Here is a 20356-nt window from a genome sequence, read left to right as displayed (position 1 = left end):
GGGCGAGCGGATCGCGCTAGACCGGTGCCCCATCGCACGCGCCGCTCAGCGAGAGTCCGGGCTCCGGCCGAGCCGCATCCGATTGGCGCCTGGACGGTTGTCGCCGCCAACATCTCGGAAAAAGCCGTTAGCCTGCTGGCTGCGTGAGGCACACTGGCACCGTGTCGAACACGTGTTCGAACAATGGAGGGTGCGGGTGGCCACGAACAGTGCGATCGAGTGGACCGAGGTCACCTGGAACCCGGTCACCGGGTGCGACCGGGTGGCTGCTGGCTGTGACAACTGCTACGCCCTGGCGCTGTCCAAGAGGCTCAAGGCCATGGGTGCCGAGAAGTACCAGAACGACGGGGATCCCCGCACCTCGGGGCCGGGCTTCGGCGTCACAACGCACCCGGGCTCGCTCGAACAGCCCTTCAAGTGGAAGTCGCCGAAGCTCGTGTTCGTGAACTCAATGAGCGACCTGTTCCACGCCAAGGTGCCGATCGCGTTCGTGCGCGAAATCTTCGACGTCATCCGTGAGACACCTCAGCACACGTACCAGGTCCTCACAAAACGAGCGCACAGGATGGCGCGCTTCGCCGACAAACTCGACTGGCCTGACAATCTCTGGATGGGCGTCTCTGTCGAGTCGTTCGATGCCGTCGACCGAATTGACCACCTCCGGGCCACGCCAGCTGCGGTCAGGTTCCTCTCCTGTGAGCCGCTCATCACTGCGCTTCCCAACCTCGACCTCACAGACATCGACTGGGTCATCGCCGGCGGCGAGTCTGGCCCTAACGCCCGAGCGATGGACCCCGAGTGGGTTACGGACATCCGCGACCAGTGCATCAATGCCGACGTCGCCTTCTTCTTCAAGCAGTGGGGCGGGCGCACGCCGAAGGCCAACGGCCGCGAGCTCGAGGGTCGCCTATGGAGCGAGATGCCGACTCTAACTACGATTTGAGTGCGGTCCCGCGGCGGATTACGTGCCCGTGCGGCTTGCTGGCCTTGGTCACGAACTCGACCTCCTCATCCTTAACGAGCTGACGCAGCGCAGCCGAGAACGCGGTCTCCTTGGCTTCGCCGTAAACCTCGCCGAAGATCAGTTCCACGCGCTGCACGACGGGATGATCGGCACCATCCGCGCACAGGGTGCGCAGATTTTTGGTGATCGTGGCGATCGCCTTTGCGTGCTCGCGCTCGAGTTGATCGGCGACGGTGTCGAACAACATGCCCTCAAGTTCATCCTCGTCCGGGCCGATGAAGGTCAGCCACTTCTCTCGCGCTTTGGCAGCCGCCGCGCCGAAGACCCAGAATCCGTGAGGGTTGGCCGTGAGAAAAATGAGGAAGTACACCGGCTGGTGATGCACCTGACGTCGCACCGGCGCAACGGCCCAGGCGAAGTTCGTTCCTGCGGTGAGGCGCTTGGCGTACTCCACCGCAACAGCCTCGGCAGCCGCCTCCCATGTCTTTCCGCCAGACTTAATGTGCGCCTCTAGCGCGACCTCACGCCACCATTCTCCTCCGCAGACAAGATCTGCCTTGGCCACGCCTCCGAGGTCCAGTTGGCCCTTTTTGTACTGCCCGCCGGCGCGGCGAATCAGGTCGGCGTTGAAGTTCATCAAGAACTCGGTGGCCGGCCACCGACCTCGCTTCCGGAGCAGAGGTTCGAGCGTCGTGAACGGCAGGACGGCGCCACACGGGTCGAGGAACATGAAGAGACTGGCGCCAGCCGCGTGCTGGTACACCTCGTCGAGAAAATCCTCGCAGTCGCCGTGCCGCGTCTCGATCTCGATCCCTCTGGCGCGGTACTCGTCGGCCACGCCGTCGAGCTTCTCCCAGTCCGCGTGATTCTGCTCGACGAGGAAGATGTCGATCTGCGTCGTGTTCTTGACCTTCTGGGCGCCGACCATCATGTGCTCGGCCGAGGCGGCCTTGCCGCCATCGAATCGTCCCCGCCCGGCGAACCCATCGAAGAGGACCGACCTCTTGGGATGGAGCTTGCTAGCCGTCATCGTGGCGAACCTGATGGCGTACTGCTCCAGGATCCCGTGCTTGTAGACGGATTGCGGCTTTGGCTGGTCGAGCAGCCCGGCGTCAGTGCCCTTCGACATCGTCTCCCCTTTGCCCAGGCGCCCTCATGGGCGTCGCTGGTGCTCGTCAGGTTAAGGCGAAGGTATGGGGCTCCGCAGACATTCTCGTCGGGTGGCTTTCCAGATGCAGGACACACGCCTACCTCCTCGATGAGAAGTCCGTCGGGGGAGCAATGCAAGCGCTGGGCGCCGGCTTCCGCGGCCTAGCTGGAATCGGTTGCCGACCCTGCGTTGCAACTAGGACAGAGGCCGGTGACCTGCGCCGGCGTCCCCTGTGCGGCTCGATGAATACGGCGGCTACAAGACTCAGGCTCGGGACCAAGGGCGTCTACCCGCCCATGCGCGAGGTCGCGCTCGAGGTGAACGCGGAGCGCCGGATCAAGGACTCCGGCAGCCTGGCTGACCCGAGCGCTTAGTACCTGCACGTGCGACTTTGCACTGACCCGAAGTGCGTCACGCACACCAGCGAGCGCTCGGCCAACACGCTCGTCTGAGAAACGGAAGGCCCACCGAAATGGCCGACCAGTACCAAGTCGGGGTCAAACACAGGAGTCCTGAGCGTGCCCCAGGCAAGAGTCGAGCCCGGGACCTTTCGCTTAGGAGGCGTCACGTCGACGACTAGCGTCTTAGTGGGCGGAAAGCCCGCAGCGCATCGGCGACCGCCCAAACTCCCATTCGCGCACTTCGTGCGTACCAGGGACCTGTTCTGCGCTTCGGTGGTCCGCAGCGGCGTGGAGCATTGCAGGAGATTCACCGTCGGCATCTGATCGCTCGAGCCCCGATCGCTTCCTTAGGTGACTGTCAGATGTCTCGGGCGGCGGTCGTCGCTCTCGGAGTCGGAGGTGACCAGATGGAGACGGTGGAGGAGATCCTCACCAGCAGCGAGGTGGCCCGGTGGATCCGGGTGTCGGAGTCGACGCTGTGCCGGTGGCGGCAGCGCGGGATGGGACCGCGGGTGACGTGGATGACGTCGACCTGTCCGCGATACCGTCGCAGCGACGTCGAGCAGTGGCTCGCGCGGGCGTCCTGAGCAGCAGACTGCGAGAGCGGTCATGATCGAGAAGACCTCGGGCGGTCGGTTCCGGGCGCGGTTGAAGAGCGGAAGACAGTTCGTCGCGAGCCGGACGTTCGACACGAAGCGTGAGGCGACCGACTGGCTCGCCCGGGAGAAGGCTGCACTCGACGGCGGGATGGATCCACGTGCCGGGCGCCGGCCCGTCCGGACGTTGCTCGAGGAGTGGTTGGCCGTCCGGGAGTTCACGGTCGCGGCGAAGACCTACCGCAGCGACCAGGCCCTGCAGCGGCTGGTGCCGACGAGCATGCAGGCAATGCAGGTCGGCGCCGTCTCGGAGCGGGAGATCGCGCGGTCGTTCGAGACGCTGACCCAGCGCGGACTCAGCGAGCGCTCGGTGATCCGCTATCGCGCCAGCCTTTCCACGTTCTTCGCCTGGTGCGTGCGGGAGAAGGCGGTCGTCCGCAATCCGGTGACCGCGACGAAGGTGCCGCGGTCCTCGGAGGAGCCGACGGAGATGCGGCCGTGGACCGAGGCCGAGCTCGAGGCCACCTACGACCGGTGGAAGGCGCGGGATCCGCACCTGGCTGATGTGCTGCTCGTGTTGGGCTGGACCGGGATGCGCTGGGGCGAGGCGCGCTCGGTTTTGGTCGAGGACGTAGTCGACGTACCCACGCCTGGGTTGCTGGTGCGTCGCTCGCAAACCGAGGGTGGCGCGGTGAAGGCCACCAAGGGGCGACGTGGGCGGCGGGTGCCCGTCGCCGATCGCGTCCTCCCGATCATCCAGCGCATGGCCGAGGGCAAGGAGCCGACCGACCTGCTCATCACCACCGGTGGGGGCGCTCAGCTGCATCGCACCGCGGTGCTGCGCACGGTCAAGTGGGACCAGACTGCCGGCGGCCGGCGCATCCACGACCTGCGCCACACGGCAGCGTGCCTGTGGCTGGCTCGGGGCGTGGACCCCGGCACCGTCCAGGCATGGATGGGGCACGAGTCGATCGCGACCACGAACCGCTACCTGCACTTCCTCGGCACCTCGGCTGACCAGGCCGGTCTGGACCGGCTGAACGACCCCACCCGTGGCCCCGCCCTGAACCCCGAGCCCGAGACGGAGGCGACTGACCGCCTCGGCCGAAGCATCCGGGAGGCCCTTCGCGGCTCCCCCGCCGGCCGGGGGTACGCCGGGGGTAAGCGAGACGGCCCAGCGCGGTGAATCCCGTCCGTGGAACTCCAAGCCCAACAAACCCGAAAACGCGAGAACCGGCAGGTCAGAGGCGACCTGCCGGTTCTTGCTTGCCGGTGGAGGTGAGGGGATTCGAACCCCTGACCTTCTCATTGCGAACGAGACGCGCTACCAACTGCGCCACACCCCCAAGCGAGGAGCAACGCTAGCACCCACGTCCCGCGCGCTCCGAATCGGGATGCTCAGTTGCGGTCCTCGTCGGCGTGACCGGCGGGCCGGGGCTGGTCGTCGCCGTGGGCGCCGTGGTCGACGTCGGAGCTGCCGCGCGGCTTGGGCGGGTCCTCGAAGGTGGTGGCCTGGCCGCGGGCGGAGTCGCCGGAGAAGGGGCTGTCCGTGATGGCGCGCTCGGGGTCCGGGTTCTGGGTGTCGGGCGAGACGGCGGTGGCGGAGTCGGCCTGCCTCTTCTCCTGCTCGCGCGTCTGCTGGGCCGCCTGGCGGTCGGCGGCGGTGCCCTCGTCGGGGGTGCCTTCGTCGTGGTGGCTCATCCCCGGGCGTTACCCGCGGGCGGAGCGGGCAACCGGGAGGTCAGCTGCCGGTGGCGCGGCGCCGGTCGGCGTCGGCGGCGGCCGCGTCCTGGGCGCGCTGGGCGTCGGCCTCGCGGGCGAGCTGGGAGTCGGCCTCGTTGCGGCCCGAGCTCCACACGCCGGTGGAGTCGAGGTCGATGGTGCGCACGGTGCGGCCGGCCGGCGCCTTGGTGACGTACGTCGGCAGCGGGGCCGGGACGGGCGTCCAGCCCCCCGCGGGGGTGTCGGGGGTGCCGGGCTCGTCGAGGAGCTCGGCGGTGACGACCGGGATCTCGTCGGTGTCGTCGCGGGTCTCCTCGACCTCGTCGACCTGGTCGGTGGCCTCGTCCTCGGCCGCGATCGCCTCGTCCGCGAGCGTCGTACGACGGCGCCGCACCGACGCGCGGGCGGCGCGCTCGCGCTTGACCATGAGCCGGCAGGCGACCAGCCAGGCCGCCATCAGCGCGGCGGGGGCGGCGAGCCAGGGCCAGGCGACGACCTTGCCGATGGCGAGGGCGGCGACGACCACGAGCGCGAGCAGGAGCAGGTTGAAGACCCGGCGGCGGCGGGCGGCGGCCCGGCGCGCGGCCGGGCGGTCGACGGGACGGGCGGGACGGGCGGCACGCGGCGCAGGGGTGGGCGCCGCGGGCTCCTCGACCCGCGCCGACGACTTCCCGGACGACTTCCCGGACGACTTCTCCGGGCGGCCGGTCGCGACCAGCTCGGCCTCGGTGGACGACACCGCGTCCCGCCGGGCGAGCACCCGCAGCCGGTCGGAGAAGCCGTCGACCGAGCGGCTGGAGGCGTCCTCCTCGTGGCGCCGCAGCGCCATCGGGATGAGGTAGACCGCCCACGCCACGAACAAGGCGACGAAGATCAGCGAGCTCAGGTCCACACCGAGAGGTTAGGAGCGCTACCTCAGTGCGGGGCGCATGTCCATCGGTGTGTCACAGATTGATTCGTGTGACTCATGTGATTTCGCGGTCCAGCCGGACCAGGACCCCCCGGGGCGCCTCCTCGCGGGTGACCGCGAAGATCCGGTGGTCGCGCCACTCGCCGTCGATGTGGAGGAAGTACGGCGCGTAGCCGACCTCGCGGATGCCGAGCTTCTCCACGACCCGCAGCGAGTTGGAGTTCTCGGGGCGGATGCAGATCTCGATGCGGTGCAGGCCGCCGAGGAAGAAGCAGTGGTCGATGACCATCGCGACGGCGCGGGGGATGACGCCGCGGCCGGCGAACTGCTGGTCGATCCAGTAGCCGACCGACGCGAACTGCGCCGAGCCGCGCACGATGTTGTTGACGCTGACCTGGCCGGCGAAGACGCCGTCGACCTCCACCACGAACGGGTACGTCGTCCCCCGCCGGGCGGCGCGCCGCAGCCGCTTGACCAGGGCCCGGAAGGAGGTCGGGCGGGCGTCGGAGCCGGGGGGCGCGGTGGCGTCCCAGGGCCCGAGCCAGGTGGCGTTGCGGCGCCGGGCGGTGCGCCAGGCGCGGGCGTCGGAGCGGGCGATCGGGCGCAGCCGGACGACGGGGTCGGTGCCGGAGATCAGCTCGTTGGGCCAGGCCCGGCCGGGGACGGCGACGGTCATCCGCTCGCGGGGCGGCTCGCTCAATGGTCACTCCCGACGATCTGCTCGACGGCGTGCACCAGCACCGGCTCGAGGACGGCGAGGGCGTCCTTCACCCCACCGCGCGAGCCGGGCAGGTTGACCACCAGCGCGCGACCGGCGACCCCGGCCAGCCCTCGGGAGAGGACCGCGGTCGGGACGCCCTTGGCGACGCCGGCGGCGCGGATCGCCTCGGCCAGGCCGGGGACCTCGCGGTCGAGCAGCGGCCGGGTGACCTCGGGGGTGCGGTCGGTGGGGGTGAGCCCGGTGCCGCCGGTGGTCAGCACCACGCGGGCGCCCGAGGCCACGGCCTCCGCGATCGCCTCTCCCACCGGCTCGCCGTCGGGCCGGACGACCGGCTCCCCCACCGCGAAGCCCCAGGAGCGGAGCGCGGCGACGATGAGCGGACCGGTGGTGTCGTCATAGACGCCCGCGGCGGCGCGGTTCGACGCGACCACCACCACGGCCGGGAGGGGGGCGCTCACCGCGACCAGTCCCCCGACTTGCCGCCCGTCTTGGTCTCGACCCGGACGTCGGTGATCACCGCGCCCTTGTCGACCGCCTTGACCATGTCGACGACGGTGAGCGCCGCGACCGAGACGGCGGTGAGCGCCTCCATCTCGACGCCGGTGCGGTCGGTGGTCCGCACCGTCGCGGCGATCTCGACGGCGTCGTCGGCGACGCTGAGCTCGACGGTCACCCCGGAGATCGACAGCGGGTGGCACAGCGGGATCAGGGCGGGGGTCTGCTTGGCGCCCATGATCCCGGCGATCCGGGCCACGGCGAGCGCGTCGCCCTTCGGCACCCCCTCGCCACGGAGCAGGGCGACCACCTCGGCCGAGACGAGCACCCGGCCGGACGCGGTGGCGACCCGGTGGGTCACGTCCTTGGCCGACACGTCGACCATCCGCGCGGCGCCGGAGGCGTCGACATGGGTCAGGCGCGGCTCAGCCATCGAGGCCCTCCTCGGGTCGGGGATGCAGGGCGAGCACCTCGACGAGGGTGCCCGCGGGCAACAGCCTCCCCGAGGGCGGTACGACGAGCAATCCGTCGGCCGCGGCGAGCAGCCGCTGCGAGTGGCCGGCGTGCCCGGGCAGCGGCGCCACCGCGCCGGAGGCGTCGGCCAGCACGGCGGGCAGCAGCACGGTCCGATCGCCGGCCTGGACCGGCTCGGCCAGAGGTGCGCGACCAGGCAGCCAGGGGATGCCGCCGAGCGCGTGGATGAGCGGGTCGACGTAGAGCCGGAAGGCGGCGTAGGCGGCGATCGGGGTGCCGGGCAGGGTGACGACCGGGACCCGGCGCCCGTCGGAGGCGACGACGGCGCCGCAGCCCTGGGGCCGGCCGGGCTTCATCGCGACCGGGCCGAACCAGAACGCCGGGTCGTCGCGGAGCGCGGCCTTGACGACGTCGTGGTCGCCGGCGGAGATGCCGCCGGTGGTGACCACGACGTCGGCCGCCTCGGCGGCGGCGGCGAGCAGGGCACGGAAGCCGGCGAGGTCGTCGGGCGCGGGGCCGAAGGCGACGGCCTCGGCGCCGGTGGCGCGGGCGGCGGCGACCAGGGTGGGCGAGTTGCTGTCGGGCACCTGGCCCGCCACCAGCTCGGCGCCGGTGGAGAGCACGGCCAGCCGGGGGCGCGACAGGACGGCGACCGAGGTCGCGCCGACGGAGGTGAGCAGGCCGAGCTGGGCCGGGCCGAGACGGGCGCCCGCGGCGAGCGCGACCTCGCCGGCGCGGACGTCCTCGCCCTCGCGGCGGATGTGGCGCCCGGCGTCGGCCCGCCGGTCGATCTCGACCGGATCGGTCCCCGACGTCCACTCGAAGGGCACGACCAGGTCGGCTCCGGGCGGCACGGGGGCGCCGGTCATGATCCGGACGGCCGTGCCGGGAGCCAGCGGCGCCACCGCGTCACCCGCCGCCACCACGCCCGACACCGGCAGCGACACCGGTACCGCGGCCACGTCGGCGGCGCGCACCGCGAAACCGTCCATCGCGGCATGGTCGAACGGTGGCACCGACAGCCGGGCGACGACGTCCGCGGCGAGGAACCGGCCCTGCGCGTCGGCGAGCGGCACGACCTGCGGCGCCAGCGGAGTGACACCCGCGAGCACCCGCGCCCGGTGCTCCTCGACCGAGGAGGCCGGGTCAGTCATCCGACCCCGACAGCACCTCACCGGCCGGGACCCGCTGCGCGCCCTTCGCGTCCAGCTCGACCTTTCCGACGACCTGGACGCCGTGACCGAAGGTCCAGTCGCCCTCGACCTTGAGCGCGGTGGCCTTGGCCAGCGACGGCGCGCCCTCGGGGAAGCGCTTGTCGAACTCGCCGACGACCTTGTAGTGGTCGGCGTCCAGCTCGACGTACGGCACGTCGGCGGCGACCTGGGTGAGCGCGAAGTCGGCGCCGATCTCGTAGACGTCGGAGCGCAGCACCAGCAGGTCGTTGGTGGTCTTGACCGGGATGAACCGGTCGCGGCCGACCTCGATCAGCCGGGCGCCGTCGAACACCTCGATCGCCGCGCCCATCGCGGTCTCGATCTGGACCACCTCCGGCGAGGCCGGGTCCGCGGGGTCGACGTGCTTGACGTTGCGGATCAGCGGCAGCCCGAGGATGCCGTCGCGGCCGTCGAGCACGGACTTCATGGCGTGCAGGTCGAACCACAGGTTGTTGGTCGAGGTGAACCGGTGCCGGTCCAGGTCGGCCAGGGCCGCGCGGTCCTCCGGCAACGTCTGCGCCGTCTCGCGCAGCACGATCCGGCCGTCGGTCCGGCGCCGGGCGAAGTGACCGCCCTTGCGGTCCGAGGCGGTACGCCGCACCGCCTCGATCGCGAACGGCGCCCCGCTCGCCGCGAACCAGCCCGCGACCCGCGGGTCGGGAACGGCGCCGAGGTTGTCGGAGTTGGACACGAAGACGTAGCGGTAGCCCTGCTCGATCAGCCGGTCGAGCAGGCCGGTGCCGCGCAGCGCGGTGTAGAGGTCGCCGTGCCCGGGCGGACACCACTCCAGGTCGGGCTCCTTGGGCCAGGTGACCGGGCTCAGGTCGGAGGTGAGGAGCTTGGGCTCCTTGTTCTGCAGGAAGTCGAGCGGCAGGCCCTCGACCGCGAGGTCCTCGTAGCGCCCGAGGGCGTGGAGGGTGTCGGCGGAGGTGCGGAAGGAGTTCATGAAGATCAGCGGCAGTCGGGCGTCGTAGCGCTGGCGCAGGTGCAGCGCCTGGCGGGCGATGATGTCGAGGAAGGACAGCCCGCGCCGCACGCACAGCAGGGACTTGGCCCGCTCCATGCCCATCGAGGTGCCGAGCCCGCCGTTGAGCTTGATCGCGACGGTGCTGCCGATCGCGTCGGCGGCGACCTCGTCGGAGACCTCGACGTCGGCGAGGCTCTCGATGTCGACCGGCTCGATCGTCGACTCCGGGATCATCCCGGTCTCGCCGTGCTCGAGCAGCCGGTAGTAGTGCGCGAACGTCTCGATCGCGACGGGATCGACCCCCGCGTCGAGCATCTTCGCCCGCGCCTTCTCGAGGCCGCCACTGCGACCACTCATACCCATACTGCCGATCGTAGGCTTCCTGCGTGACAGGTCCACATCCGCTCCAAGGAGCGGCCAAGCTCGCCCTGCGCGACCAGCTCCTCACCGCCCGCCGGCGCCGCGCGCTGAGCGAGGTCGGCGCCTCCGCGCGGGCCGTCGCCGACCACCTCCTCGCCAGCCCGGAGGTACGCCGGGCGGCCACCGTCGCGGCGTACGTCTCGGTCGGCACCGAGCCCGGCACCACCGCCCTGCTCGACCTGCTGGTCGACGCCGGGAAGCGGGTGCTGCTGCCGGTGCTGCTGCCCGACAACGACCTGGACTGGGCGGCGTACCACGGCCCGACCTCGCTCGCCCCCGCCCGCCGCGGACTGCTGGAGCCGGTCGGCGACCCGCTCGGGGTGGAGGCGGTCGCCACCGCCGACGTCGTGCTGGTGCCCGGCCTCGCGGTCTCCCGCACCGGGATGCGGCTGGGCCGCGGCGGCGGCTCCTACGACCGCGCGCTGGGCCGGGTGCCGGTCGGCACCTTCACCTGCGTGCTGCTGTACGACGACGAGGTGCTCCCCGACGTGCCCGCCGAGCCCCACGACCGGCCGGTGACCGCGGCCGCCACCCCCGCGGGCGTCGTGCGGTTCAGCCCTCGGGGCTGAGCACCAGCACGTCCTCGGCCGACGCCTCGACCGCCTTCTCGGAGAAGGCCCAGGGCAGCGTCTCGCCGCGCGCCCACAGGTCGGTCTGGTCGGTGTAGTGGGGGTGGAAGGCGTGGCCGGAGACGCCGGTGAGGTTGATCCACCGGGCCGCGTCGAGGTCGTCCAGGGGCACGACCATCCGCATCGAGGGCGCCGTCGCCACCTGGTAGCCGGTGCGCGCGTCCCAGGACGTCGCGTTGACCAGCGAGCCACCGCCGCCGACCTCCCAGCCGCCGCGGTTGAAGAGCCGCTCGACGATCCCGATGCCCGACTCCCCCAGCGTCGAGGAGCGCAGCTCGAGCTCGTGCAGCGCACCCCAGGTCCACTCCTCCGCGTTGGGCGACTCCAGGGCCGTGAGCTCGTCGCGGGCCGCCATCATCGCGTCCCGCAGGATGTCGGAGCGCCGCTCCACCTTGTCGTCGGTGCGCACGTCGTCCCACCACGGGTTCTTGCCCCGGGGCAGCAGCGCGCTGACGACCGCGAACCACCGGTCGCCACCGTCGGGCTGGATCACCGACGGCAGCTCGTCGGAGAACGTGCGGGCCAGGACCTCGCGCCACACCACGTTGAAGTACGCCGCGGCGGCGCTGTCGGCGTCCTGCTGGTAGTTCCAGGACTTCAGCAGCCGCTGCCCGTCGGAGTAGTAGCCGCGCGGCAGGTCCACGTCGAGGAGGTACGGCGTGAGTGCCTCCCCGATCGCGCTGCGGTCGTCGAGCTGGATCGCGGTCATCCCCTCGACGCTCAGCTCGTCGTCGGCGGCGAGCAGCCGGTTGATCCGGTCCGAGCGGTAGCCGAGGTCCCAGTCCGAGGTGAGGTACGGCGGGTAGCGGGTCGGGTCGATCACCGCCTGGTTGGCGGTGGCGATGATCCCGGAGTCCGGGTCGAGGACGCTGGGCAGCGCGTCGTACGGCACGAACTCGCCGGTCCAGTCGGTCTCCTTCAGCCAGCCGGCCGCCGGCAGCCGGCCGTCGTTGCCGGGCCGGCGGACCGGGACCACGCCGGTCGCCTGGTAGCCGATGTGGCCCTCGGTGTCGGCGTACACCACGTTCTGGCCCGGAACGGCGAACGAGGAGAGCGCCTTGCGGAAGGAGGTCCAGTCGGAGGCCCGGTCCAGCGCGAGCAGGGCATCGGCGGTCGGCCGCGGCGTGAGCGCGGTCCAGGCCAGCGAGATCGCGGGGTCGCCCTCGTCCTGCGCGGCGGCGACGTCGTCGACCTGGTCGAGCAGGCCGTCCTCGGTGATCTCGAGGCCGTCCTCGTCGGCGAAGCGGGCCAGGTCGGACAGCAGCGGGCCGTGACTGGTGGAGCGGACGGTGAGCTCGACGTCCTCGCCGTCACGCACCTCGATCCGCTCGGTGCGCCGGGTCAGCGGGAGCTGCTGGCCGTCGTACTCCCAGGTGTCGCCGGTGACCCGCTCGACGTACAGGTCGGTCACGTCGGGGCCGAGGTTGGTGAAGCCCCAGGCGATGTCGCGGTTGTGGCCGATCACCACCCCGGGCACCCCGGAGAAGCTGAAGCCGGCCACGTCGTAGGGACACTCGGACGACAGCGTGCGGCAGTGCAGGCCGACCTGCGTCCACACGCCCGGCAGCGAGATGCCGAGGTGGGGGTCGTTGGCGAGGATCGGCGCGCCGGTGTCGGTGTGGTCGCCGTCGACGACCCAGGCGTTGCTGCCGATGCCGTCGCCCTGCCCGAGCAGCGGAGGCACGCCGGCGAGCACCGCGCGCACCCCGGCGAGGGCGCGCACCGTCGCCGGGTCCCCGAGCGGCGGCCGGCCGAGCGAGCCGCCGGCGCCGGTCGCGTCCTGCGCGAACACCCCGCCGACCAGGCCGCCCTCCTGCACGATCGGGGCGTGCTCGGCGTACGGGTAGCCGGGATAGAGGTCCTTGGCGCGATCGGCGCCGACCGTCGCGGTCGCGACCGCGCGCCCGATCTCCTCCTCGAGGTTGCCGCGCAGGTCCCAGGCCATCGCCTTGAGCCAGGCGACCGAGTCGACGGCGGTCCACTGCTCGGGCTGGTAGTCGAGGCCGGTGATGCCGAGCAGGCTGTACTCCAGCGACATCTGGGACGTCGAACGGCCCTCGAGATAGGCGTTCACGCCCTCCGCATAGGCGTCCAGCGCGCTGCGCGTGGCCGGGCGCAGCAGCGCCACCTCCTTCTCGGCGACGTCGCGCCAGCCGAGGGTGCGCACCACCAGGTCGGTCTCGAGGCCGGACTCGCCGAAGAGCTCCGAGAGCCGGCCGGCGGTGGCGTGGCGGCGCACGTCCATCTCGAAGAAGCGGTCCTGGGCGTGCACGAAGCCCTGCGCGAGCATCAGGTCGTGGGTCGAGTCGGCGTAGATCTGCGGGATGCCGTGGTCGTCGCGGAGCACCCGCACCTCGCCGTCGAGGCCGCTGATCGACAGCTCGCCTCCGGTCTGCGGCCACGAGCGGCGCACGCCCACCACCGCGGTGGTGAGGCCGGCGACGAGCACGAGGACGAGGAGTACGCCGAGGGCCACCGTCCAGCGCAGCCACCGGGGCCAGCGGGCGCGGGCCGGGGAAGGAGAGTCGAGGTCCGCCATGGTGGGCGCCATTGTGCCGTGCGGTTGCCTCCTGACGTAGCATTGGCACTCGCCCGGCAAGAGTGCTAGGGCGAGAGTGCCAAGCGAGGAACGTCGATGCCCACCTACCAGTACCTGTGCACCGAGTGCGGTCACGCCTTCGAGCAGGTCCAGAAGTTCAGCGACGACGCCCTGACCACGTGCCCCGAGTGCAGCGGCAAGCTGCGCAAGGTGTTCAACTCCGTCGGCGTCGTGTTCAAGGGATCCGGCTTCTACAAGACCGACAGCAAGTCGTCGAGCAGCACGTCCACGCCGGCGAGCGCGCCCGCCGCGTCGTCGAGCGAGTCCGGCGGCTCCTCGTCGGGCTCGTCGGGCTCGTCGGGCTCGTCGGGCTCGTCCTCCGCGAGCGCGCCCTCCGGCTCGTCCAGCTCGAGCTCGGCCGCCGCCTCCGCCTGATCCCGGCCGAGCCTGTGGAGGGCGCCGGCGGCCGGCGCCCGGGCGGCCTACGGTCGCCCGCATGGACTCCCCTGCCCGTCCGCCTGCCCGTGCGCCGCTGCGGCGGCTGCGTGACGCCCGCGACCGGCTGCGCCGCCGGCTGCTGCGCCGCCGGCGGCTGATCGCCGCGGTGCTGCTCGGCCTCGCCGCCGCTGTCACGGTGCGCTCGCTCGCGCCGCCTCCGCCCGCGCTGGCCACCCTCGTGGTGGCGGCGCGCGACCTGCCGGCCGGCCGCGCGCTCGCCGCGGGCGACCTGGTCGAGGTCGCGGTGCCGCCCGACGTCGTACCGGACGGGACGGCGCGGCACCCGGTCGGGCGCCGGCTCGCGGCCCCGCTGCGCGCCGGCGAGCCGGTCACCGATGTGCGGCTGGTCGGTCCCGGCCTGGGCGCCGCGCAGCCCGCCGGCACCGTCGTCGTACCGGTCCGGCTCTCCGACGCCGGCCAGGTCGCGCTGCTGCGTCCCGGCGACCGGATCAGCCTGCTCGGCACCGACACCCAGGCCGGCACGACGGAGCTGCTGGCCGCCGGGGCGACCGTGCTCGCCGTACCGGATCGCTCATTTGCGAACGACGGCGCGCTTCCGGGACGACTCGTCGTCCTGGCCCTAGATTCGAGTGTCGTGTACCACGTGACGGCCGCCTCCGCTGCCGAATACGTGACTTATACATGGAGTCGCAGTTAGTTTCTGGGGCCAAGAGAGCGTTCCCACCTCCACCATCACTCTCGGGAAAGAGGAGAGACACATGTCCGGGTTCAAGAAGTTCATCCTGCAGGGCAACCTGGTCGACCTGGCCGTTGCCGTGATCATCGGTGCCGCGTTCGGCACCGTCGTCAAGACCTTCACCGACGTCCTGCTGGCCTTCATCGGCAAGGCCGCCGGCGCCAAGGAGATCGGCGCGATGTTCATCGCCGAGGTCGACGTGGCGCCCTTCATCAACGCCGTGATCGCCTTCCTGATCCTGGCGGCCGTCGTCTACTTCCTGGTCGTCGCGCCCTACACCAAGGCGAAGGAGCGCTTCTTCCCCGACCCCGAGCCCGGCGAGACCGAGCTCGACCTGCTCACCCAGATCCGCGACTCGCTCGCGGCCCGCGCCTGAGCCGCAGCACCGACAGGCCGAGGGCCGGTGGGGGCGTCCCCACCGGCCCTCGGCGCGTCCGTCGCCGGGCCCGGCCGATCGCTCAGCCGGCCACCGCGAGCGACGCGCCCCGCCCGGCGACGCGCTGCATCCGCAGCATCAGCGCCGCCGACGGCACCGTCCCGCCGTTGACGTACGCCGAGAGCCGTGACGGCGAGGTACCGATCCGGTGCGCGAACTCGCGCTGGGTCAGGCCGCTGCGGTCGACGTACCCACGGACCATCTCGCTCACCACGCGCCGCTCGTTCGACACCTCGATGACCTGGCGCACCTCCTGGATGCACCGCACGGCGTCGGCCGCCTCGGCGCCGAGCAGGTCGACCGCATCGGCCACCAGGTCGTCCTGGTCGCCCCACGGGCGGGCCAGCAGCGGCGCCAACGCGGCGCGCAGGGTGGTCAGCTCGCCGGCGATCCGCGGGCCGTCGTGCGGCTGCAGCCCGATGGCGACCAGCCACGCGGCGTACTCGTGCAGCCGGAGCACGAGGGTGTCGGCAGCCCGTTCGCCGCGCGCGAGCAGGCGACGCAGCCGGGGCTCGTCGCGCAGCAGCTCGAACAGCGCGTGCACCCGTCGCGCGCCGGTGCTCCCGGCCCGCTCCAGGCGCAGGTGCCGGCGGGCGAGGCCGTGCTCGCCCAGCTGCCGGACCAGGCCGTCGAGCTCGCGCAGCCCGGCGGCGTCCGGGTGCCGGGCCAGGCGGTCCAGGTTGGTCGTCACGGCGTCCGCGACCCCCACAGGCCCGGTCGTCTCGGTCATGGTGTCCCCTCGGAGAATGCAACACCCGAGAACGTGCGACGCAGGAGCGTCGCAATCCTACAAAGGCGTAGCATCGTAGGTGAGGTCACCCTAACCCACGCCGCCGGAGCAGTCGCGAGGGGGTCCGGATCACGTCGGCACGGGCAGGTCGTCACCGCTTCCACACGCCGAATACGGAGCCGGCGGACGAATGGATTGCCTCAGCGCGCGACTGTGGCGCGGCTCACGTCGGCCCCGGAGTCAGTCGCCGTGGTGCGGCGGCACCTGGGCCTTGAGCCAGCGCTCGCTCGCGCTCTCCCGGGACGCCGGCGCGTCGTCGTCGCGCTCGTCGGAGGTCACCGCCGGCTCGACGTCGCCGAAGATCTCGGCCAGCCGGCGCCGCCGCTCCCAGTCGGTCTCCCGCTGCTCGCCCACGACCGGCCTCAGGTGCACAGGCCGGCGGCGGCGCGGCCGGAGCTGCTCAGGCCCTCGGACACCGGCGGGGCAGGAGTGCCGTCGGTGGCGGTGTCGCTCGGCGTACCGCTGGGGGTGCCGGTCGCGCTCTCCGTGTCGGACGGCGAGGTGGTCTCGGACGGGCTGGTGGTGCCCGTCGCGGACGCCGAGCCGTCGGGCTTGTCGCCGGCGCTCAGCGCATCCTTGAGGAACTCCGGGGTGAGCCGCTTGTCCCTGCGGACCAGCTGCCACAGCTTGTCGACCTCGGGGGTCCACTCGATGCCGGAGCTGACCTTGTCGGAGTAGACCCACGGCGTGGTGATGAACTTGATGTTGTCGGCGCCGATGCCCTGCGCGGTGACGGCGAGGTCCGCCATCTGCGCGATGCCCTTGAAGTCGGTCTGCAGGCCCGTGGTCGCGGCGTTCATGAAGCCGACCAACCGGTCCGGACGGGCCAGCATGCCGGCCGTCAGCGCCTTGTTGATCATCGAGCCGATGAACGCCTGCTGGCGACGGGTGCGGTTGGGGTCGGTGCCGTCGCCGATCCGGTAGCGGGCGCGCACGTAGGTGAGCGCCTCGTTGCCCTTGATCTCGCGGGTGCCGGCCTTGAGATGGATGTTGCGCACCTCGTCGTCGATGTCGTCGGGGATGCACACCTCGACGCCGTCGAGGGCGTTGACCATGTCCTTGAACTGGCCGAAGTTCACCACGACGTAGTTGTCGAGCGGGATGCCCGTGACCTGCTCGAACTGCCGGATCGTGCACGCCGGGCCGCCGTAGGAGAACGCGGCGTTCCACTTGTCGTACGCCGTCGCGGCCCGGATCTCGGAGCCGTCCTCCTTGTAGCAGGTGGGCCGCATCACCGCGGTGTCCCGCGGGATGGAGATGCCGTAGGCGAACTTCCGGTTGGCCGAGAGGTGGAACAGGATCGTGGTGTCGGAGAGCCCGTTGGTCGACTCGCCGTCGACCGCGCAGCCGTCGCAGTCGCGGCTGTCGGAGCCCATCACCAGGATGTTCATCGGCTCCTGCGGACCCGCGACGTCGACCTTCTCCGGCCGGTCGTCGCCGAGCTGCGCGGCCAGGTCCTGGCGGTCGATGTTGCCGTTCCAGTTGTTGTAGATCAGCACCACGCCGACCCCGGTCGCCAGCCCCAGGGAGAGCAGGCTCGCGAGGATGACCTTGAAGACCACCTTGCCCGGCTGGGGCGCCTTGCGCCGCCCGGCCACCCGGCGGGCGCCGCCGCTCCTGCGCGCCGGCCGCTCACCCCGCGGTCGGCGCCGGTCGCGATCGGCCCGCGAGGTCGGCACCCGGCGCGCACGGCTCCCGGGCGCGCTCGCGCGCCTGGTCTCATCGTCCAACGTCATGGATCACCTGGTCGTGTGGCCGCTCGCAGCGGTTGGTCTGTTCTCGACGCTGCCGAGTCAGCGGCCGATCGGCACCCGGTGGTACCACGCCCACCGTACGGTCCGCATCAAGTGCGGCGGCGAGTCGGCCCCATTCTCACCACTCTCCCCCACGACGACCCAATCCGGGCCGGCGCGGGCGGACCTGACAAGATGGCTCCCACGCCCCAGTAGCTCAGTGGATAGAGCAGCCGCCTCCTAAGCGAAAGGTCGCAAGTTCGACTCTTGCCTGGGGCACCCTTCCGAGCCGTTCCGGCCGGGAACCCGACCTCGCCCGGGCTCTCAGGGCCGTCGGTGGAACCGGACGTCGCCGCTCGGCAACCGCTCCGCACGGTAGGCCCGGTCATGGATGCGGTGATGGTGGTGCGAACACAGACTGACCGCGTTGCCCAGATCGGTCCGCCCACCCCACGACCACGGCTGAAGATGATGAGCCTCGGTCCACACCGCCGGTATCGTGCAGCCCTCGGCCCGACACCGCCGATCCCGCACCCGCAACGCCCGCCGCTGCGCCCGCGAGAACAACCGCCGACGCCGCCCCAGGTCGAGCACCTCACCCCGACCACCCAACACCACCGGCACGATCCCCGCCCCACACGCCAACCGCCGCGCCTGCGCCGCCGAGATCGACTCCACCCCATCACCGCCGATCACCTCAGCGGACCCGAGCTCGGCCCACAGCGCGGCCAGGTCGATGGTGACCAGCACCGTCGTCGCGTCCCCACCATGCTCGGGCAACCGCGCCGGATCGAGCCGCTCCAACAACGCCGCGAACGCATCCGCGTAGGCACGATGCCGCGGCAGCCGCTCAACACCGCGCCCAACACCAGGGCCGTCACCAGGGTCTTCACGGCCGGTCCGGCGCGGTGAGGTGAACGCCTGCAGGTAGTGCTCCAGCCGCTGGGTCACCGGCGTGGGCAACACTCCCGCGACCCGGGTCCGGCCATCACCCAGATCATGGAACCGCAACGACGCCGTCTCCCGCGCCCGACGCTCCTCATCCTCCAACCGGCGCCCCTCCTCGGCCTCCACCACCTCCGGCGCCACCACCTCCAGGATCCGGCGCCCCAGCCGCTTCAGCTCCCGCGGCGGATGATGCGCGGCATAGCCCACCAACGTCGCCTCCGCCCGCGTAGCCAGCTCCGGACCCAGACCCGCCGGCAGCTCCTCGACCGCCCGGGCGATCACCCGCGCCTGCGCCGCCGACACCGTCCCCTCACGCATCCCGGCCGCCACCACCGCACGCTGCTCCAGCGCCCGAGCGAGATGGACCTCGGCACGCGCGGCCCGCGGATCCGTCCGCGTGGCATGAGCCCACCACGCCGCCACATCCCGAGCACCGCGCTCGACCGCCACATCACCAGCGACCGCCAGCACCCGCGCCTCGAGCTCGGCCAACTGCGCCCGCGCCCCGGCCAGATCGACCAGCACCCGCTCCTTCTCCGCCACCGACAGATACGCCGGCTGCGCGTCAGCGACCTCCGCCAACGCCTCCCGAACCCGGGCAGCGCACACCACCAACGGATGGGACGGGGCAAGAACAGCAGTGGACATCAACACTCCCGAGCAGGCGCGACAACACGGTCTCGCCCTGCACGGAGGAACCCCTCGGGCTCAGCGGTCGTGACGCACCACACAGGTGCGCGCCCTGTCCGGCAACGCTCGGCCTCAGGTCCCCGGAACCACTCGAAGCATCCCGCCGTACGGCCTGACGCCACCCTACCACAGACTCGAACACCTGTTCTAGTCCACGACGAACGGGCATCGCAGATCACGCGAGGTCGAAGCCCTCATCGAGCCGCCAGCACCGTCACGTGGTTCGCGACGGCCAGCCCGCCCATGTTGTGCACCGCGCCGAGCCGGGCGCCGTCGATCTGCACGCCGGGGAAGGTCCCGGTGAGCTGCATGGCGACCGACACGTGCTGCGAGACCCCGGTCGCCCCGACCGGGTGGCCCTTGGACTTGAGGCCGCCCGAGGGGTTCACGGGCAGCACTCCCCCTGGCAGCACCAGGCCGTCGGCCAGGGCGCGGTGCCCGGAGCCGCGCGGGGCCAGGCCGAGCACCTCGTACATCTGCAGCTCCGCGATCGTGAAGCAGTCGTGCAGCTCCACCAGGTCGAGGTCCGTCGTGGCGACGCCGGCGTCGCCGAGCGCGCGATGCCAGGCGAGCTCGGTCGCGGCGAACGCGAGCGGGTCGCGCCGCGCCCGCGGCAGGTGGTCGCTCGCGAACGCCCAGCCCGCGACCCGGACCGCGTCGTGCCGCGTCGACGTGGGCTCGAGGCCGAGCACGAGGGCGGCGGCGCCGTCCGACACCGGCGAGCAGTCCGTACGACGCAGCGGCGCGGCCACGACCGGGTTGCGGTCCGAGGTGGTCGAGCAGAACTCCTCACCGAGATCCTTGCGCAGGTGGGCGAACGGGTTGGCCGCACCGAGCCGGTGGCTCTTGGCCGCGATCGCGCCGAGGGTGTCGGCGACCGGCCCGTAGCGGCGCTCGTACTCCAGCGCCACCTCGGCGAACAGCCCGGCGAAGCCGGTGCTCGACTCGCCGCCGGCCAGGTCGTAGTCGGCGCCCAGCAGCGCGGAACCCACCGTGGAAGCCGGGATCCCGGTCATCTTCTCGACGCCGACCACCAGCACCCGCCGGGCCCGACCGGCCAGCAGGTGGGCGAGACCGGTGTGCACCGCGGCGGACCCGGAGGCGCAGGCGTTCTCGGTCCGCAGCGCCGGTACGCCGAACAGCCCGTCGTCGATCTGCAGCGCCAGCGCCGAGGGGAAGCCGAGCGGGTGCATGCCCGAGTTGAAGTGCCCGAGCACGACGAGGTCGATCTCGCCCGGCGCGACGCCGGCGTCGTCGAGCGCGGCCCGGCCCGCGTCGACGACGAGCGACTCCAGCGTGGCGTCGGGCTGCTTGCCGAAGGCCGTGTGGCTCCAGCCGAGGATCAGCGGCTCCATCGCGGTC

The 20356-nt window shown here is 71.9% G+C and carries 21 protein-coding genes and 2 tRNA genes; 8 read left to right on the top strand and 15 right to left on the bottom strand.

Features of this window, described 5'->3' with window-relative positions; all coding sequences use genetic code 11:
- Positions 1 to 196: 196 nt before the first annotated feature.
- A complete protein-coding gene (locus tag JOD66_RS18095) occupies positions 197 to 943 on the top strand; it encodes a DUF5131 family protein (protein ID WP_204838221.1) in 747 nt (248 codons plus the stop codon).
- Here the strand turns inward: JOD66_RS18095 and tcmP are convergent.
- Entirely contained in the window at positions 933 to 2093 is a 1161-nt protein-coding gene (tcmP, locus tag JOD66_RS18090) for a three-Cys-motif partner protein TcmP (RefSeq protein WP_204838220.1), read from the bottom strand. The genes JOD66_RS18095 and tcmP overlap by 11 nt on opposite strands.
- Positions 2094 to 2922: 829 nt before the next feature.
- Here tcmP and JOD66_RS18085 point away from each other — a divergent pair.
- Together JOD66_RS18085 and JOD66_RS18080 are read left to right on the top strand one after the other, a co-directional pair.
- A complete protein-coding gene (locus tag JOD66_RS18085; protein WP_145724897.1) occupies positions 2923 to 3102 on the top strand; it encodes a helix-turn-helix transcriptional regulator in 180 nt (59 codons plus the stop codon).
- A gap of 22 nt (positions 3103 to 3124) precedes the next feature.
- Positions 3125 to 4297: a tyrosine-type recombinase/integrase gene (locus JOD66_RS18080; protein WP_204838218.1), complete on the top strand. Its 1173-nt coding sequence runs from the start codon at positions 3125 to 3127 to the stop codon at positions 4295 to 4297.
- A gap of 87 nt (positions 4298 to 4384) precedes the next feature.
- On the opposite strand, the gene JOD66_RS18075 is transcribed toward JOD66_RS18080, so the two are convergent.
- The 8 genes from JOD66_RS18075 to JOD66_RS18040 form a co-directional block, all read right to left on the bottom strand.
- Positions 4385 to 4457, bottom strand: a tRNA-Ala gene (locus tag JOD66_RS18075).
- A gap of 52 nt (positions 4458 to 4509) precedes the next feature.
- On the bottom strand, positions 4510 to 4812 hold the full coding sequence (locus JOD66_RS18070; RefSeq protein WP_204838217.1) for a hypothetical protein: 303 nt from the start codon (positions 4810 to 4812) through the stop codon (positions 4510 to 4512).
- 40 nt (positions 4813 to 4852) lie between these two features.
- Positions 4853 to 5725: a divisome protein SepX/GlpR gene (sepX, locus tag JOD66_RS18065; RefSeq protein WP_204838216.1), complete on the bottom strand. Its 873-nt coding sequence runs from the start codon at positions 5723 to 5725 to the stop codon at positions 4853 to 4855.
- A gap of 73 nt (positions 5726 to 5798) precedes the next feature.
- Positions 5799 to 6419 (bottom strand): GNAT family N-acetyltransferase, encoded by a 621-nt coding sequence (locus JOD66_RS18060; protein WP_205126449.1) that lies wholly within the window; start codon positions 6417 to 6419, stop codon positions 5799 to 5801.
- 20 nt (positions 6420 to 6439) lie between these two features.
- On the bottom strand, positions 6440 to 6922 hold the full coding sequence (locus JOD66_RS18055; RefSeq protein ID WP_307823598.1) for a MogA/MoaB family molybdenum cofactor biosynthesis protein: 483 nt from the start codon (positions 6920 to 6922) through the stop codon (positions 6440 to 6442).
- Complete coding sequence (moaC, locus tag JOD66_RS18050) at positions 6919 to 7392, bottom strand: cyclic pyranopterin monophosphate synthase MoaC (protein WP_204838215.1); 474 nt, start codon at positions 7390 to 7392, stop codon at positions 6919 to 6921. The genes JOD66_RS18055 and moaC overlap by 4 nt, the downstream gene beginning before the upstream one ends.
- The gene (locus JOD66_RS18045) at positions 7385 to 8587 is read right to left on the bottom strand and encodes a molybdopterin molybdotransferase MoeA (RefSeq protein ID WP_204838214.1); all 1203 of its coding nucleotides are present in this window, start codon (positions 8585 to 8587) and stop codon (positions 7385 to 7387) included. Before JOD66_RS18045 ends, moaC begins: the two co-directional genes overlap by 8 nt.
- On the bottom strand, positions 8580 to 9971 hold the full coding sequence (locus tag JOD66_RS18040; RefSeq protein ID WP_205126447.1) for a UTP--glucose-1-phosphate uridylyltransferase: 1392 nt from the start codon (positions 9969 to 9971) through the stop codon (positions 8580 to 8582). Before JOD66_RS18040 ends, JOD66_RS18045 begins: the two co-directional genes overlap by 8 nt.
- Positions 9972 to 10000: 29 nt before the next feature.
- On the opposite strand from JOD66_RS18040, the gene JOD66_RS18035 reads away from it, so the two are divergent.
- Complete coding sequence (locus tag JOD66_RS18035) at positions 10001 to 10603, top strand: 5-formyltetrahydrofolate cyclo-ligase (RefSeq protein WP_204838213.1); 603 nt, start codon at positions 10001 to 10003, stop codon at positions 10601 to 10603.
- Here JOD66_RS18035 and JOD66_RS18030 read toward each other — a convergent pair.
- A complete protein-coding gene (locus tag JOD66_RS18030; protein WP_204838212.1) occupies positions 10587 to 13202 on the bottom strand; it encodes a penicillin acylase family protein in 2616 nt (871 codons plus the stop codon). The genes JOD66_RS18035 and JOD66_RS18030 overlap by 17 nt on opposite strands.
- A 96-nt stretch (positions 13203 to 13298) precedes the next feature.
- Here JOD66_RS18030 and JOD66_RS18025 point away from each other — a divergent pair, with 96 nt between their 5' ends.
- From JOD66_RS18025 to JOD66_RS18015, 3 genes are all read left to right on the top strand, one after another.
- A complete protein-coding gene (locus JOD66_RS18025; RefSeq protein ID WP_204838211.1) occupies positions 13299 to 13637 on the top strand; it encodes an FmdB family zinc ribbon protein in 339 nt (112 codons plus the stop codon).
- A 61-nt stretch (positions 13638 to 13698) separates the two neighbouring features.
- On the top strand, positions 13699 to 14358 hold the full coding sequence (locus JOD66_RS18020) for an SAF domain-containing protein (RefSeq protein ID WP_204838210.1): 660 nt from the start codon (positions 13699 to 13701) through the stop codon (positions 14356 to 14358).
- 61 nt (positions 14359 to 14419) lie between these two features.
- Entirely contained in the window at positions 14420 to 14773 is a 354-nt protein-coding gene (locus JOD66_RS18015) for an MscL family protein (protein ID WP_204838209.1), read from the top strand.
- Between the two features lie 82 nt (positions 14774 to 14855).
- On the opposite strand, the gene JOD66_RS18010 is transcribed toward JOD66_RS18015, so the two are convergent.
- The 3 genes from JOD66_RS18010 to JOD66_RS18000 form a co-directional block, all read right to left on the bottom strand.
- The gene (locus tag JOD66_RS18010; protein WP_204838208.1) at positions 14856 to 15563 is read right to left on the bottom strand and encodes a helix-turn-helix domain-containing protein; all 708 of its coding nucleotides are present in this window, start codon (positions 15561 to 15563) and stop codon (positions 14856 to 14858) included.
- Positions 15564 to 15803: 240 nt separating this feature from the next.
- A complete protein-coding gene (locus JOD66_RS18005; protein WP_239547285.1) occupies positions 15804 to 15977 on the bottom strand; it encodes a hypothetical protein in 174 nt (57 codons plus the stop codon).
- Positions 15978 to 15985: 8 nt separating this feature from the next.
- Positions 15986 to 17359 (bottom strand): LCP family protein, encoded by a 1374-nt coding sequence (locus JOD66_RS18000; protein WP_204838206.1) that lies wholly within the window; start codon positions 17357 to 17359, stop codon positions 15986 to 15988.
- Positions 17360 to 17562: 203 nt separating this feature from the next.
- On the opposite strand from JOD66_RS18000, the gene JOD66_RS17995 reads away from it, so the two are divergent.
- A tRNA-Arg gene (locus JOD66_RS17995) sits at positions 17563 to 17635 on the top strand.
- Positions 17636 to 17680: 45 nt separating this feature from the next.
- Here the strand turns inward: JOD66_RS17995 and JOD66_RS17990 are convergent.
- Together JOD66_RS17990 and JOD66_RS17985 are read right to left on the bottom strand one after the other, a co-directional pair.
- Positions 17681 to 18952 (bottom strand): HNH endonuclease signature motif containing protein, encoded by a 1272-nt coding sequence (locus JOD66_RS17990; protein WP_204838205.1) that lies wholly within the window; start codon positions 18950 to 18952, stop codon positions 17681 to 17683.
- Between the two features lie 236 nt (positions 18953 to 19188).
- On the bottom strand, positions 19189 to 20349 hold the full coding sequence (locus JOD66_RS17985; protein WP_204838204.1) for a thiolase domain-containing protein: 1161 nt from the start codon (positions 20347 to 20349) through the stop codon (positions 19189 to 19191).
- Positions 20350 to 20356 lie beyond the last annotated feature (7 nt).

Origin of the sequence: Nocardioides nitrophenolicus, assembly GCF_016907515.1 — a bacterium.
In the GTDB taxonomy this organism is placed as follows: Bacteria; Actinomycetota; Actinomycetes; order Propionibacteriales; family Nocardioidaceae; genus Nocardioides; species Nocardioides nitrophenolicus.
Note: the sequence above shows the minus strand (reverse complement) of the source record. Positions and strands in the feature narration are given on the sequence as shown.

What these genes read in the sequence shown, in the direction of transcription:
- tcmP (WP_204838220.1), bottom strand. Translation starts at nt 2,093, where the DNA reads ATGTCGAAGGGCACTGACGCCGGGCTGCTCGACCAGCCAAAGCCGCAA.
- JOD66_RS18085 (WP_145724897.1), top strand. Translation starts at nt 2,923, where the DNA reads ATGGAGACGGTGGAGGAGATCCTCACCAGCAGCGAGGTGGCCCGGTGG.
- JOD66_RS18080 (WP_204838218.1), top strand. Translation starts at nt 3,125, where the DNA reads ATGATCGAGAAGACCTCGGGCGGTCGGTTCCGGGCGCGGTTGAAGAGC.
- JOD66_RS18070 (WP_204838217.1), bottom strand. Translation starts at nt 4,812, where the DNA reads ATGAGCCACCACGACGAAGGCACCCCCGACGAGGGCACCGCCGCCGAC.
- JOD66_RS18060 (WP_205126449.1), bottom strand. Translation starts at nt 6,419, where the DNA reads ATGACCGTCGCCGTCCCCGGCCGGGCCTGGCCCAACGAGCTGATCTCC.
- moaC (WP_204838215.1), bottom strand. Translation starts at nt 7,392, where the DNA reads ATGGCTGAGCCGCGCCTGACCCATGTCGACGCCTCCGGCGCCGCGCGG.
- JOD66_RS18045 (WP_204838214.1), bottom strand. Translation starts at nt 8,587, where the DNA reads ATGACTGACCCGGCCTCCTCGGTCGAGGAGCACCGGGCGCGGGTGCTC.
- JOD66_RS18040 (WP_205126447.1), bottom strand. Translation starts at nt 9,971, where the DNA reads ATGAGTGGTCGCAGTGGCGGCCTCGAGAAGGCGCGGGCGAAGATGCTC.
- JOD66_RS18030 (WP_204838212.1), bottom strand. Translation starts at nt 13,202, where the DNA reads ATGGCGGACCTCGACTCTCCTTCCCCGGCCCGCGCCCGCTGGCCCCGG.
- JOD66_RS18025 (WP_204838211.1), top strand. Translation starts at nt 13,299, where the DNA reads ATGCCCACCTACCAGTACCTGTGCACCGAGTGCGGTCACGCCTTCGAG.
- JOD66_RS18020 (WP_204838210.1), top strand. Translation starts at nt 13,699, where the DNA reads ATGGACTCCCCTGCCCGTCCGCCTGCCCGTGCGCCGCTGCGGCGGCTG.
- JOD66_RS18015 (WP_204838209.1), top strand. Translation starts at nt 14,420, where the DNA reads ATGTCCGGGTTCAAGAAGTTCATCCTGCAGGGCAACCTGGTCGACCTG.
- JOD66_RS18010 (WP_204838208.1), bottom strand. Translation starts at nt 15,563, where the DNA reads ATGACCGAGACGACCGGGCCTGTGGGGGTCGCGGACGCCGTGACGACC.
- JOD66_RS18000 (WP_204838206.1), bottom strand. Translation starts at nt 17,359, where the DNA reads ATGACGTTGGACGATGAGACCAGGCGCGCGAGCGCGCCCGGGAGCCGT.
- JOD66_RS17990 (WP_204838205.1), bottom strand. Translation starts at nt 18,952, where the DNA reads ATGTCCACTGCTGTTCTTGCCCCGTCCCATCCGTTGGTGGTGTGCGCT.
- JOD66_RS17985 (WP_204838204.1), bottom strand. Translation starts at nt 20,349, where the DNA reads ATGGAGCCGCTGATCCTCGGCTGGAGCCACACGGCCTTCGGCAAGCAG.